The organism is Clostridia bacterium (assembly GCA_017410375.1).
Classification (GTDB): Bacteria; Bacillota; Clostridia; order RGIG6154; family RGIG6154; genus RGIG6154.
The window spans coordinates 15,167-29,729 of the sequence record JAFQQW010000042.1; the positions used below are offsets into that span (position 1 = coordinate 15,167).

10 protein-coding genes are annotated in these 14,563 nt (G+C 43.1%); 3 read left to right on the plus strand and 7 right to left on the minus strand.

Features of this window, described 5'->3' with window-relative positions; all coding sequences use genetic code 11:
- Positions 1-194: 194 nt before the first annotated feature.
- The 3 genes from IJE10_05980 to lysS form a co-directional block, all read right to left on the minus strand.
- Complete coding sequence (locus IJE10_05980; protein MBQ2967649.1) at positions 195-491, minus strand: helix-turn-helix domain-containing protein; 297 nt, start codon at positions 489-491, stop codon at positions 195-197.
- A 66-nt stretch (positions 492-557) separates the two neighbouring features.
- Positions 558-1,295, minus strand: coding sequence for a hypothetical protein (locus IJE10_05985; GenBank protein ID MBQ2967650.1), 738 nt, complete (start codon positions 1,293-1,295; stop codon positions 558-560).
- Between the two features lie 199 nt (positions 1,296-1,494).
- Positions 1,495-2,976 (minus strand): lysine--tRNA ligase, encoded by a 1,482-nt coding sequence (lysS, locus tag IJE10_05990; protein ID MBQ2967651.1) that lies wholly within the window; start codon positions 2,974-2,976, stop codon positions 1,495-1,497.
- Between the two features lie 147 nt (positions 2,977-3,123).
- Here lysS and nrdR point away from each other — a divergent pair, with 147 nt between their 5' ends.
- Positions 3,124-3,579, plus strand: a complete 456-nt coding sequence (gene nrdR / locus IJE10_05995) for a transcriptional repressor NrdR (protein MBQ2967652.1) — start codon at positions 3,124-3,126, stop codon at positions 3,577-3,579.
- Positions 3,580-3,616: 37 nt separating this feature from the next.
- On the opposite strand, the gene IJE10_06000 is transcribed toward nrdR, so the two are convergent.
- From IJE10_06000 to IJE10_06015, 4 genes are all read right to left on the minus strand, one after another.
- Entirely contained in the window at positions 3,617-7,771 is a 4,155-nt protein-coding gene (locus tag IJE10_06000) for a hypothetical protein (protein ID MBQ2967653.1), read from the minus strand.
- Between the two features lie 275 nt (positions 7,772-8,046).
- The gene (locus tag IJE10_06005) at positions 8,047-9,114 is read right to left on the minus strand and encodes a hypothetical protein (GenBank protein MBQ2967654.1); all 1,068 of its coding nucleotides are present in this window, start codon (positions 9,112-9,114) and stop codon (positions 8,047-8,049) included.
- Entirely contained in the window at positions 9,107-10,135 is a 1,029-nt protein-coding gene (locus IJE10_06010) for a GerAB/ArcD/ProY family transporter (protein MBQ2967655.1), read from the minus strand. The genes IJE10_06005 and IJE10_06010 overlap by 8 nt, the downstream gene beginning before the upstream one ends.
- Positions 10,135-11,757: a spore germination protein gene (locus IJE10_06015; GenBank protein MBQ2967656.1), complete on the minus strand. Its 1,623-nt coding sequence runs from the start codon at positions 11,755-11,757 to the stop codon at positions 10,135-10,137. The genes IJE10_06010 and IJE10_06015 overlap by 1 nt, the downstream gene beginning before the upstream one ends.
- A 53-nt stretch (positions 11,758-11,810) precedes the next feature.
- On the opposite strand from IJE10_06015, the gene IJE10_06020 reads away from it, so the two are divergent.
- Positions 11,811-13,340 carry a DUF3794 domain-containing protein gene (locus tag IJE10_06020; GenBank protein MBQ2967657.1) on the plus strand — a complete coding sequence of 510 codons (1,530 nt, stop codon included), beginning with the start codon at positions 11,811-11,813 and terminating at the stop codon, positions 13,338-13,340.
- Between the two features lie 137 nt (positions 13,341-13,477).
- A complete protein-coding gene (locus IJE10_06025; protein ID MBQ2967658.1) occupies positions 13,478-14,533 on the plus strand; it encodes a Gfo/Idh/MocA family oxidoreductase in 1,056 nt (351 codons plus the stop codon).
- Positions 14,534-14,563: the final 30 nt, after the last annotated feature.

Sequence of the window (14,563 nt, forward strand, 5' to 3'; positions counted from 1 at the left end):
CGTGCCCGATAATTTTCAGGGATATTGGAATAAAAAATAATTGATTTGCAAATCTCTATAAGAGTTGTCAATTAATTAAATCATCTTACTGTTTTTTGCTTATATTATTCTTTTCCAATAATCCTATGTTATTATTAACTTAGTATTATTTGCAGCCGTTTTTCACACCACCTAAGTCAAAAACCAACTACCATTTATTCAAGAACTTTGTTGGTCAACCTATAGAGATTAGATGTGGAACATCCATTACTCTTTTTGCGATTAACTTTGATTATGTAACCTAACTCAACCAACTTGGGTATCGCAATTTTAACAGTTGATAAACCAATACCAGTATCCTGATGTATAGTATCAAGAGAAGGGAAGCAGGCGTTGTCATTACCAGACCTCATACAAAGATAACATAGTATCTTAAATTCATTCCCAGTGATATTTTTATCAGTAATAATTTTATTGAGTATAGTTGTAAAATTCCCTTTCAGTTTTTGCATTTTTTAACCTCCTTTTTGCAAACAAAAAAGCCGTACCATTTCTGATACGACTTGATTAGTAGTGTGTCATGCGATTATAATAAGTGCAAATAATAAAATTAAAATACCATATGTAATAGGACTGGTGAGAATAGTTATAAATTTGCATTTTAAGGCAATGAATAATCTTTTTGCTTTTCGTGTTTTATAATTTGAATTTTGATATTGATGCTCTAATTCAGTATAGTAAAATTCTTGAACTTCTTTTTTATAAATTTTACCTTGTGATTCATATTTTACTCGATTCCATTCACTCTTCAAATAAATTTGAACTTTTTCTGTAAGTAAGTCAATGTCATTTTCAACAGATGTTCTATATTCCTTTGATTCTTTTGTTTCTATAAAAAAATCATTTTCATCTGTATCCATATTATGCATTTCATCAACATAATTACGAAAATTATCAAGAATATTTTCTGTAAGTGTAACAATTTCATTGTCTCGCTTATCGCAACAATTAAGTAGTAGTTTGATTTTTGAACATACCTTTTGACACTCGGCAAGATGCTGCCCACTTTTAACATAGTCATTTTTATAGTATACATTATTGTATATGTTTGTATGTGCTATAAAATCAGCTATACTGTCTCTTAATTTTTCTATCCATTCAACCCTATTTTTTGTAATAGAATTAACATAGTGAATAGCTTTGTTATTCTTGAATGTCATGTACACGGATAGTAGAGTGGTTGCAAAAGTCAAAATAATTCCTATAGCATATATAGAATCTTTATATAATTTTAACCATTCTATAATGTCTTGCATTTTATTTTTCCTCCTTAAAAGTATATTAATGAATCTTTTGAAAAACTCCTTGCAACAGTATCATTGCAAGGAGTTTAATAGTTAAGGTTCCTATTTAGTGCATAACCTTTTGCATATTATGGCGTAAGTTTGGCGTAAATTGGCGTATTTTTCAATTTTACTAATTTGTCAAACCCACTATTTTACTGCACTTTTTTAATTATTTGTTATCCAACGGCTTCATTGTAGGGAATAATAACACATCACGAATTGCAGGAGAGTCGGTCATGAGCATGCACAAACGGTCGATGCCGTAGCCGATACCACCCGTGGGGGGCATGCCAAGCTCTAATGCATACATAAAGTCTTCGTCGGTGGTGTTTGCTTCTTCGTCACCTAAAGCAAGGAGTGCTTCCTGTGCCTTAAAGCGTTCTCTCTGGTCGATGGGGTCGTTCAGCTCGGAGTATGCGTTTGCCATTTCCCAGCCGTTCATGAAGAATTCGAAACGTTCTACATAATTGGGATCTTCCGGTTTTTTCTTGGTGAGCGGAGAGATTTCAATGGGGTGGTCCATAACAAAGGTGGGCTGAATTAAGTGTTCTTCTGCAAATTCTTCAAAGAACAATGCTAAAATATCACCCTTCTTGTGATGGCCTTCATATTCTACATGATGCTCGTCCGCCACTTTCTTTGCAGCTTCGGTGTCTGCGATTTCGTTAAAGTCAACGCCTGCATATTTTTTAACTGCATCTACCATGGTGATGCGTTCAAAAGGCTTGCCTAAATCCATTTCCACACCGTTGTAGGTGATGGTGGTGGTGCCCAGTACTTCCTGTGCTACATGGCGGAACAGATTTTCAGTCAAATCCATCATGCCGTGGTAGTCGGTGTATGCCTGATAAAGTTCCATCAAAGTAAATTCGGGGTTATGACGAGTATCTAAGCCTTCGTTGCGGAATACTCTGCCGATTTCATAAACGCGTTCCAGACCGCCTACGATTAAGCGCTTTAAATACAATTCCAGAGAAATGCGGAGCTTGAAATCTTCGTCCAGCGCATTAAAATGGGTTTCAAAGGGACGTGCTGCCGCACCGCCTGCGTTTGCAACCAGCATAGGGGTTTCTACTTCCAAAAAGCCCTGGCTGTTCAAAAAGTTTCTGATGGTAGCGATAATCTTGGAACGTTTGATAAAGGTATCTTTCACATCAGCGTTCATGATTAAGTCCACATAGCGCTGACGGTAACGGGTATCGGTATCGGTCAGACCGTGGAATTTTTCGGGCAAAATCTGCAGGCTCTTGGAAAGGAGCACCAACTCTTCTGCGTGGATAGAAATTTCACCTGTCTTGGTTTTGAAAACGGTACCCTTGATACCGATGATATCACCGATATCCATTTTCTTAAAATCTTTATAAGCGTCTTCACCAATGCTGTCACGGGCAACATAGGACTGGATGCTTCCCTTTAAATCCTGTACATTACAGAAAGAAGCTTTACCCATTACGCGTTTGAACATCATACGGCCTGCGATGGTTACGGTTTTGCCTTCCATCTCGTCGTAGTTTTCTTTGATGTCGGTGCTGTGGGCATCCGGATTATACTTGGTAATCACAAAGGGATCTTTGCCTTCTGCCTGCAGCTCGTCCAGCTTGGTTCGTCTGATTTTTAAAAGTTCATTTAATTCCTGTACTTGTTCAGCCATTTAAATTCTCCTTAACATAAAATTACATATACTATATTATAATACAAAATTTCGAAAAAGTAAATACAAAATTTATACAAAACACTTGATTTTTTTTAATTTTTTTGGTAAAATATACAAAAAAGAACGGAACCGGAGGATGAAAATATGAAATGTCCCTTTTGCGGTCACGAAGAAAGTAAGGTTATAGACTCCCGTCCGACGGATGAGGGCACCATTATCAGACGTCGCAGAGAATGTATTTCCTGTGAAAAGCGTTTTACCACCTATGAAAAAGTGGAAAACATTTCGGTGATGGTTATTAAGAAAGATAAATCGCGTCAGCTGTTTGATGCGGGTAAATTGCTGGCAGGTATTTCGCATGCCTGCGAAAAGCGCCCCATTTCCAGAGCGCAGCTTGAGGATATTGTAAGCAAGATTGAAAATGCCATTTACAATACCGAGGATAAAGAACTCCCCACAACCACCATCGGTGAAATGGTTATGGAAGAGCTTCGGCAACTTGACCAGGTGGCATACATCCGATTCGTTTCGGTATACCGCGAGTTTGACGATATCGAAACCTTTATGAAGGAACTGAAAATCTTAAAAAAGAGCCAATAAAAAGAGAATCCGCAGACTTAAAAAGTCTGCGGATTTTTTATTTGTTCAACAAGTAGGTTTCAAACGCCTTGCCGACATTTTCGCCAAAGTGGTGCATTCTTGCAGGGGTATATTCGTTGCCGACTCTTCCGGTGTACGGAAATTCCAGAGTGGTGGCAAGGGGAGCACTCTTTTTCAGGAAGAAATAGCCTCTGGAGCAGGATGTAAAGTATGCATCGTCATAATCGGTGTTGCCGAGGTATTCAATTTTATCAGGCGTTGTGTCTTCTGCTATTGTCTGCAATAAAGCTTCTCTGAACGAAGCAAGAGGCGATTCGTCTTTGGTGGAATCATAATAGAAGTACGGGTCGGGTGTTTGCAGACCCGGGCAATGGAAGTCCATAAACGCCACAACATTTTTATCCTCTACAAACGAAACAAGGCTTTTTACGGAATTGTAAATCTGTTCGTCGTAGTCGCGGTTGTGGTCGTGCGGAATCCGGAGCTTGCCCTGATCGCCGTTTTCAACGCCGTCTACATCCATCATGGGCACAATGTAGAAGCAGTATTTGTCAAGCAAATCTGTACTTGCTTCGGTGGCAAGATAGTCTACAAGCCCTTCCAGCAGGAAAGAGGGGGTTGTTTCACAGCAATGGTGGCGCGAGGTCATCACAACACACTCTTCACTTTCGGTGTTGCCTAAGGTCAGCATGGGCACAACCCGTTCCTGTTCCGAAAGACAAAGGGTAGAAACGGTAACCGCTTGGCTGTAATCGGTTTCACAGGTGTCCAAAAATGCGGTTAAATCACTGTATACATAAGGAATCGCACACGCAAAGTGTACGGTTTCACCTGCTTTTAAATCAAAGGTGAATTCGGTTTTGTAAGCACTTTCCGAAAGGTAGTTCCAGGTTTCGTCATCATAGGAGTACGCCACGCCGGAAGCAGAAATAATATAGGGTGTGCCTTTGAATTTAAAGGTTACGGTGCGGTCGGTTTCGGAGGTTGCCTTGAAATTCCAGTAGAACCAGTCGGTGGAGGTGTCAGACAAATCGGGACGGACATATATCACATTTTGCTTCATGCCGTCCACAAGGATGTTACCGCCGCTGAAGTTTTCATCTATGGTTACGTCACGCATAAAGTCTGCTTCGGTAAATTGCGTGGGCAAATTCTGAACCTTGTTTGCGTAAGTGGTAAGTTCTTCGTAGCTTTCGGAAGGCACATGGCTTAAATCTTTTGTCAGAAGAATCGCATCTAAACGTGCATAATAGCAGGAACTGTCGATAACAGATAAGATGTTTTCCCCTTCATTTAAGGTTACGGTGCCGCCGTCTTCCCAAATGTAACCGTCTTCTACAACAGAGCCGAAGACAGCTTCGCTTTCTGTACCGTTTACGGCAACTTTAAAATGTCGTTTCCCGGCGGTGTCGGCGAAGTTTCTGCCACGCACCCAAAGCTTATAGGTTCCGGGTTCTGAACAGTTTAAAGTATAGGTTGCAGGACGGGTTTCTCCATCTGTGGTAAGTCCCGAGAGTACCGATGCAGAAAATGCGGAATCATCATTCGGTAATCCTAAACTCCAGGAGCCTATTTCCGTAAAGTCGGTTGCCAAAACCAGATAAGGCGAAACCGCGGAGTAGGGGTATACGAAGGAAGCTTCGGTCAGCGGATGCATACCCGACACAGAATCCCAGATCATGATTTTTAAGTAACTGTTATCGGTGATTTGTTTGATCGAAAGGTCTGTGCTTAAGGTTGCTTTCCCGTTCGTTAAAGGTGCACAGTCCGATGCAGAGATGTCTTTTAAGGTTTTGCCGTCAAAGAGGGCAACAAATAAGGTTGCGGTGCCACTTGGATTATCGGGATTTAAAACGTCGGCTTCAATGTTGAAATCGCCTGCTGAAAGACAGAACACCTGTTCACCGTTCATCAGGTTGTCGCTTAAGCGGATGATTGCGTGTTTTTTATTGGTTGCTTCTTCAAAATACAGCTTTCCGTTATTCAGATTTCCGTTAAACTGCATGGTGATAAATTCGTTTTCAGGTAGTACAAAGGTGCCAATTTTGTTTTTTTGTCCGTCTGATACAATACGGTTTACGGCAAGTTCTTCTTTGTTGCGAAGGATGCGCATGGTGCCGTTTGTGATACCGTCTGTATAGAAAGTGTATATACCGCCCGGGCTGTCGAGCTTTAAATTGCTCTGCAAAGCAACAGAGGTCTTGTCTGCAATCAGGGTATAGTCTGGTGTGTAGTTTTCCTGCAATTCAAATTTTACGTCAGCTACGCGGGCATAGCTTCCGCCTGTAGCGACGAGGGAAACATATTCGGTGTTGTCACCGTTAAAATAAAATGTGCCGATTTCGCTCCAGATACCGCCTCTGTCTTCCGATTCGGTATTTACGGGAAGCGGAAGATTCTGATGCAGGCGACCATCCGAATACACACTTGCATTCATTTTCATGGGGTTCTGGTTGGACTGATATTTGATGTTCCAGAAGCTTACTTTGTACCAGCCCGGTGTAAGCTTACTTGGTGTGTACATGGCATATTCTCCTTTAAGGGTTGTGTATAAACTGCTTTCCGTACCTGCCGAGTCGGGCATTTTTGCCGTTTCCCAGTTTCCGGATTTTGAAAAGCCTTTGTTTGCAAGGGCGATTCTTTCAAAGGTTTTTAATACTACGGGCGGTGCAGGGTAGCTTGGAAGCGAGAGTTTTTCGCTGTCATACATGTAAAACTCTGACATGGACCAGCCCGATACCGCGGCTTGCTGCGACGCATTGTGATTCTGCATCTCGAAACTTTTGATGGCGGAATCGGCGGTGACCTCAGATGCCTTCGGGGCAATGCCGGAAATGCTTTCTACAAGGTATTGATTGTCTAAATCGTATACCTTGATGTCGTAGGTTGCGCTGCCTGTATGGAACACAATCACGAAGCGGTAATTGGTACCGGGAATGAAATAGTAACCGCTGTCCGATACAGTAGCAGTGGATGAACCGTTATAGTATTGGAGCTGGATGCCGTCGGCGGTCTGATACAGCTCACTGTGCATGAAAAGCTTGTTTGCGTTTCCTGCGCGGACTAAAAACACCATTTTGTTGGACATCTGCGCAATGTTTGTGGTAAAGTCCAGTACAACATCTCCGGTAGCAGGTGTGTTTTTTAAAGCAGGGAAAGTAATATTTGACTGTGTGCTTCCGGTGTGGGTGAAGCTGAGACAACCGTTTGCTACAGACAGTTCACCCTGATTTGCGCTGATGTCTGAAAGTTCTGCGTCACTGTCAAAAGGAAGTGTTAAGTAATTGGTATCGGTGTTTCCAATGCGTACGAATTTAACGGCTGTTGCACGGGTGTATCCGTTTCGGGTCAATGTTATACCATCGCCCGGCTTTAGGTCAAAAACGGCATCAGCACCGCCGACGCGAATCCAGTTGCGTACCGCTGTGGCGGTGGTTGTATAACCGTAAGAAGAAGGTGTCAGGGTGTAGCTGTTACTGCCAATGCTTGCAGTGTAGCCGGAGGTTGTGTGGGTTAAATAGTAGTAAATCGCATACGAGCCTGCTGTTGCATTTTGGGGTAGTGGGAAAAAGGCGGTAGAATTTGCAGTTGAGGTCATGGAGCTTGTGGCGGTTGTTTCATCTGCATACTGGTTGGCGGTTGTCCACGTGCCGGTATAGGTTACAGAGCTGTCATTATACAAAACCTTATGGGTTTCTTTTGTCTGACCCATATATACAAATTTTACAGAGGTAGCTCTTGCATAACTTGCAGAGCTACCGGTCAAAACAACCTTGTCGGTGCCGTCGCCCTTCATGGTAAAGGTTGTGTCACCGCCTAAACGTATGTACTGGTTTACCGCACCTGTCGGATAGCCGTAAACAGTTGCGCTGAAATGCGTATTGATGTCATTTACCGTAACGGTCATGCCGGTTGTGGTGGTGTGGGCAAGAAAATAGTACACCGCATATTCCCCTGCAGGAGCGCCGCTCGGCAAAGGAAATGTTGCAGTGCCTGTTTTATTAGAGGTCATTTTACTGCTTGCGGTGGTGGCATCGCTGTATTGTGAGCTGGCTTGCCAGGTTCCGGTGTAGGTGACGGATGCATTGTCATAGCGTACAACGTATTCTGTTTGGGTTGCCTGTGCCTGCAAGCTTATAAAGCAAGGCAACAAAAGCAATATTGCCAGAAATAGTGAAAAAATTTTTTTCATATACATTCCTCCCTTTTTCTTCATTATAATATTTAAGGGAAGTGTGGGTCTATAATGATTCGGTTATCTTGTTTATATAATTTGGTTAACTATAGAAAGGCATTCATTGCCCGGGAAATAAAAGGGGAAAAAAGTAATAATACAGCAAGTAAAAAAAGGGCGGTAAAGCCCTTTTTTTGTTGTTTAAAGCAGTAAAGGGCAAAAGAGGCGGTGCGGAGGGCGGAAATGAGAGTTAAAATGTATAAAAGGGAAGGGAACAAGGTACAAAACTCCTTTTAATTGGTTTTGGTGTTTCGGAAATTGATATGCACCGAAAAGGCGGAAAAGGGATATTTTAGGCTCCATTTGTATTGCTTAAGCTTTTTTTCGGTGGCAAAGCAGGGGCGTGCATATTGCTCAAAAAACATCAGGTCGCAGTTGTCTTTTTTCGTTTTTTCCAGGAAAGCGGAAATGTCTTTTTTTAAGGTGTCTGTGATGTCCTGCACGGCTCTTTTGTTGTCTGAAAACAGGAAATCCTTGCCCGAAAGGGGTTCGCCTGTCAGGTCGAGCGAGACCGAGATTACGGGATTGCTTTCGGCGCGGATTGTGATTTGGGGCTTGGAACGCGCATCTATGCGGTACACGCCGTTTTCAGTTTCATACTTTAAATCCGAAAAGGTGCTTTTTAAGAGATTATAGAGTAAAATATCCTCTTTGAGATAGATTTTTAAAAGACTGTCCTCTTTTAAAACTGCCATGCCCGAAATTTCAAAGGGATTATTTTTTTGCAGAAAGGGGAGTGCCAGTGCGTGGTGCTTTTGCAGAAATACGGCAACCGTTTGCTTTAAACCGTAGCCCGAGGCAGGATTGGCGAAAAAATCTGTATAAAAACGGGTGGGAGAAAGCTCTAAAGGGGAAGAAACCGAATTTAATTTTTCTTCAGCCTTTCCCTCACAAATTGCCATACACGCATCATGGCGCAGGTCGGATACAGTTTTTATGTCCTCCCGGAGGTAATCCAAATCAGATTTGGCTGCTTCTTCACCAATCAGAATCACGCTTAAATGAGATAAATCGGTAATTTTGGCAATCTTGCTGTTGGCGGTATCCAACGCCAGATGCAGAGAGTCGGTGTCAAAGGTGAGGCTGTTTAGGGGTGCTTCTTCTCCCTTGCTTCCGTCAATACCGCTCGCAATGTTCAAAGGGACAGCATACTGAAAGGTGATGCGGAAGGTGTTGCTTTCGCTTTTGTCTATACCGACAGCAACCACATACGCAAGCTCGTCAATTTCAATGGCATCGTAACAGCCGGCACAGGGCAATAACAAAAATATCAGTATAAAGCAAAGCGTTTTTTTACACATGGGGTGTCTCCTTTTTCTTTTTGGGCAGCATCATAAGGATAAGCGGAATCAAAAACGGAATCAGCCATAGAAACAGCCCTGCGTGCTTTAAAAAGGCTTGTCCTTCAGGATTTAAAAACGTAATTTCGCTGAACGCAATACAAAGCAAGGCAAGCGGTGTGCATAGGGGCTTCCGGTGTGGCGTCAAAAATGCTTTTTGGAACATTCTTGTGGCAAAAAAGAGCATGGATGAAAGATACAGCAGTCCCGAAAGGGTGTACAAAATTAAAAACAAGCCGTCGCTTCTGCCAAACAAGCCTGTCTGCATAACGGTAAAAACGGCGGGCAAGGTGCGTGACGTGTCTGTAAGCAGGGTGGCACCGATGACAAACAGATACAAAAGGGCAGAAATGAACAAGGAAGGAAATGCAACGGCAGAAATGTTCCCGTTGTAATCCTCGGTCAGATAAAACAAAATCAGAATTTCAAACAGCGAGGAAAGCATAAAAATACCGCTTACAAATGTTTCGGACACGCCTTTCCCGAAAAAGGGAAACAGGTTGAAAAACGAAAATTTCTTAAGGTGCAGGGCAAGCAGAAACAAAAGTACACCGAACAGAATGGGTACAAAAAAGCCGTTGGTTTTGCCGATGCTTTGTATACCGCCCTTTGCGCAGACAATCATACCAAGCCCGAAGGGGATTGCCAGGAATAAAAAGGGGGAGCGGGGGAATGCCAGAAGCTTTAAAAAGTAGATGAGCAGGCTTAAGTTTACGGTACAGCAAAACAGGGTCAGAAGCAGAGCGGTAAAATGAAACAGGCGCTTTAAAAAAGAGGATGGCATCAGAGAAAAGAGATTGCTGTCTGTTCTTTTTTTAAAAAACAGAAAAAACAGAAGTGCGATTGCGTAAATCATCAGTACGGTTAAAAGCGAAGCACTGCCTGCGTTTTCAATGAAAAATGAGGGGGTTAATAAAAACAGCTTACAGCAAAGCAGATTTACGGTAAGAGAAACCGCCTCGAAACGGGATATTTTTTGCATTATTCCACCCACTTTCTGCTGATTTTTGCCTGCAATTCGGTTTGTTGTGCCTGCACATAGCTGTGTCGACTTTCTTTTTTCCAGGCAGGCGGTTGGAACAAAAAGGATAAAAGGCTTTTTTTGTCGTCACTTGCTAAGGTGGTAAAAAGAGAAACACCCAAGGATTTTACTTCGGAAAGGAGGGTTGCGTGCAAAAATAGCCCAGCAGTAATGCCCAAAAAGCCAAAGCTTGCGCCTAAAAGAATGTAGAGATAACGGGCAAAGCGGAAGGTAAAGTTTAAGGCGTAATTGGGCGTTGCAAACGAACCGATGCCCGTCAGCGAAACAATGATGATGGCAAGGGGACTCACTAAGTTTGCAGAAACTGCCGCCTGCCCCACAATCAGACCGCCGATGATACCGACGGTTGAGCCGATGGGAGAGGGAACACGCAGGCTGGCTTCGCGGATAATGTCAAAGGCGATTTCCATCAGCAAAATCTCAAAAAGAGCCGAAAACGGAACCGATTCCCGCGCGGATTCTATGGCAAACAGCAAGTCGGGCGGAATCATTTCATGGTGAAAATTTACAATGGCAATATAAATGCCCGACAATAAAAAGGAAGAAAGGATGCCCAAAAGGCGGATTCCTTTCATTAAGTTTGCAAAGGGAAAACGGACATTCTGATCCTCGGGGCTGGTTAAAAATTCGGTAAATGCCACCGGTGCGATCAGCGCAAAGGGACTGCCGTGCACAATGATGGCGACCTTTCCTTCCACCAGCGCGCTTGCAGTTTTGTCGGGACGTTCGGTGGTTAAAAACTGCGGAGAAAGGGCAAAGGAAGCATCTTCGATAAATTGCTCCACTTCGCCTGCCTGATACACAAAGTCGGCATCAATGCTTCTAAGCCTGCGTTTCATTTCTTTAACCAGAGACATATTGGTTACGTTTTTAATATAAAGCAATGCGCAGGGAGTCTTGCTTTGTTTTCCTAAAGAAAGGGTTTCGCATACTAAATTTTCGTTTCTTAAATTTTTGCGGATGAGTGCGGTGTTGACCTTGAAATTTTCGTTAAAGCCCTCGTGGGGACCGTAGATGACATGCTCGGTGATGGGAGAATCAATACCACGGCGTTCCCAACCTTTGACGTCTACCGAAAATGCCGAAGAAAAGCCTTCTACAAAAACCAGGCAGTTTCCCATGTTCACTTCGCTGAAAACGTCTGCAAAGGTTTGCTTTTGGGTGACTTGGTTGTTCAGGAGCAGTTGGTCGTTTAATTTGTCAGGGGTGATGTCTGATTGGGGCAGAAGCATTAAAGGCGCTAAAATGTGGTTGCCGATGCTGTCGTCCCGAACTAAGCCTTCCACAAACAGTAAAAAGGCTTTTTTGGATTGGCCGATTAAAAATTCGCGCACCTTTATATCGCTGTTTTGAGGCAGGGAATAAACCGCTCGGATAAAGGTCAGATTTTCGGCACAGCTTAAGAAAATATTTTGTGCTAAATCAGGCTCTTCAGGCGGTGCCTCAGGGGCTTTGGGAACAAAATCGGTTTTGGGTGTTTCAGGGGTGTAACGAAACAGTTTTTTAAAAAAATTAGATGTTTTCATGTCCTTAGTATTTGAAAAGGCGGTAATTTTATACATAAAAGAATCTCTTTGCGCATAGGATGGAACAGAAAACGAACGGAGGAGAGAGCATGGACATGAAAAAAGACGAAATTTTATATCAGGCGGTGGCGGGAAACGGGAAAACGGGTGTGTCGCAGGAGATGGACATGACGTTGACGGAAGCGGATACCGAGCTTGAAAAGGTTTTGCGGACAGAAGCAACCGTAACGGTAAACAGTACCGAAGTGCAAAAGGATAAGGTTATGGTACAGGGCATAGTGCATTGCTTTGTGCTTTGTCAAAATGCGGACGGAGATGTAAAACGGCTTTCGGGTGAGCAGGCGTTTACCGAGGCGGTGGATGTAAAGGGATGCGACACAGACTGCATTGCGATAACCGATACAGCGGTTCAAAAAGCAGATGCACGCATTGTAAATGGCAGAAAGGTAAGCGCAAGAGTGCACGCAGACATTGCGGTTTGCAGCTATAAAGAAGAAAGACAGGAGTTGGTTACCGAAATTGAAGAGCAGGGCATAGAACAAAAAAGGCAACCCCTTTCGTTTATGCAAAGCTGTGGAGCGCATCAGAAACGGTTTGAAATCCGCGAGCAGGTAGAAATTGCAAACGAAAATCCGTCGGTTTACGAAATTTTGAGGGTGGACGGTAAAATCAGCACCGACGGGTATAGAATCGTAAACAACAAGGTGGTGGTCAAAGCGGATTTGAACGTGGTTATTTTGTATGTAAATGACGAAAACTATCAGCTTTGCACCGCATCGCTTTGTATTCCGTTTACCGAAATTTTTGAGGTGGACGGCATCGAAGAGGATTGGCTGTTTCTGCAAAACATTGCAGTAGAAAGTATTCAGTTTGAATCGGAAGCCGATACAAAGGGCGAAATGCGCGTGCTGAATATAAATTGCATGGCAAACGCAACCGCTAAAATGTTTAAACCGCAAACGATAGCCGTACTCAACGACTGCTACGGGGTACGACAGAATGTGGAAAAGGTGACCGATCGCTTTTCGGTTTTCCGGCATGCGGGGGATTTAAGCGGTCAGACAGGCTTTAAAGGACAGATTGAACTCGGTGAGATGCCCAAGGTGGGGCAGGTGTTTTATTTAAGTGCCGAGCCTGAGGTGAAGCACACGACCGTTGAAAACGGCATGTGCGATATACAGGGAACGGTGAAAGTGCAGGTGCATTATATTACGGAGGATGCTAAGCTGCCCCTCGCGGTGCTGGAAAAGGAGATTCCTTTTGCCGAGCGGTTTTCCTGCAGTGCAGAAAACGCAAAACCGGAACTTTTGGTGCAGGCAAGCGGAATCAGTTATACCTTAAACGGAGATTATGTGATTGATATCCGCGGAAATTTGGTGTTTACGGGTGTGTTACTCTCGGAAGAACCTGTGCAGGCGGTGCGTGCGGTATCCGTAACCGAGGCGGAAAATAAAAAGGATTTACCCTCGGTTACCATATGCTTTGCAAAGGACGGAGAAGGATTATGGGACGTGGCAAAGCGGTATTCCACATCGGTGCAGTCCATTATGGATGCAAACGGTATTCATGAAAACACTTCTCTTTCGGGCAGGCAGTTGATTGTACCCAAATATAAATAAGAACAAGGCGTGAAAGCAAAGCTTTTCACGCCTTTAATTTTATCCGAATTTAAAGATTGTGTATCTGAATTTATATATACTTTTAGATTTAAAGTTTTTATAATAAAGATAAGAAAATAAAAAAAGGAGAGAGAAATATGAAAACAATAGCAGTTATCGGTTGCGGTAGAATTGCGGATGCTGCACATTTTCCGGCGTTTGAAAAAATTGATGGCGTGCGCATCAAATATGCCTGTGACCTGATTTTGGAAAAAGCAGAAGCAGCAAAAGCAAAATACACCAAAATTGAACAGTGTATTACAGATTATAACATTGCCTTGGCAGACGAGGAAGTGGAAGCGGTTTATGTACTTACCCCGAACTATGCGCACTACACCATAACCATGGATGCGTTAAAGGCGGGCAAGCATGTATTCTGTGAAAAGCCCATTACCGTAAACTATGATTTGTCCTGCGAAATGGCAGAAGCGGCAAACAAAGCAGGCAAGCTTTTAAATATTGGTGTTTGTAACCGTTATCATAAGTCGGTTGAAATGCTGGAAGAAATGAACAGACAGGGTAAATTCGGTAACATTTATCATGTTTACTGCTCTTTCCGCGCACATCGCTCCATTCCGGGACTCGGTGGTGCGTTCACCACAAAAGCGGAGTCGGGCGGTGGCGTTCTGATTGATTGGGGTGTGCATTACATGGACTTGATTTTGTACATCTTAGGCGGTCCGAAGCTGGAAACTCTTACCTGTAACGCGTATAACGAAATGGCAAAGGATATGAAGAACTACAAATATACCAGCATGTGGGCAGAAAATACCGCTGATGTTGAAAACGGTACCAATGATGTAGACGATTTTATTACCGGCTTTATCCGTACCGATAAGGCGTCCATTTCCTTTAACGGTGCATGGGCACAGAATATTTTCAAAGGTGATACCTTTATTGATTTTATGGGTGATAAGGGCGGTGCGCGTCTGACTTACGGCGGTAAGTTTGAATTCTATGACGGTGAAACCCTGTCTACCATTATTCCCGAATACAATATTCCGAATATGTACGAAGAAGAAAATAAAGCATTCTTAAAAGCAATCGATACCGGCGAAAAGACTAAAACCCATATCGATAACATTTTAGAAAGTGCAAAGCTTCTTGACAGACTGTACAAGTCGGCAGACCTTAAAAAAGAAATCGAAGCCTAAAAAAACAACCCCGAGCAAACATGCTCGGGG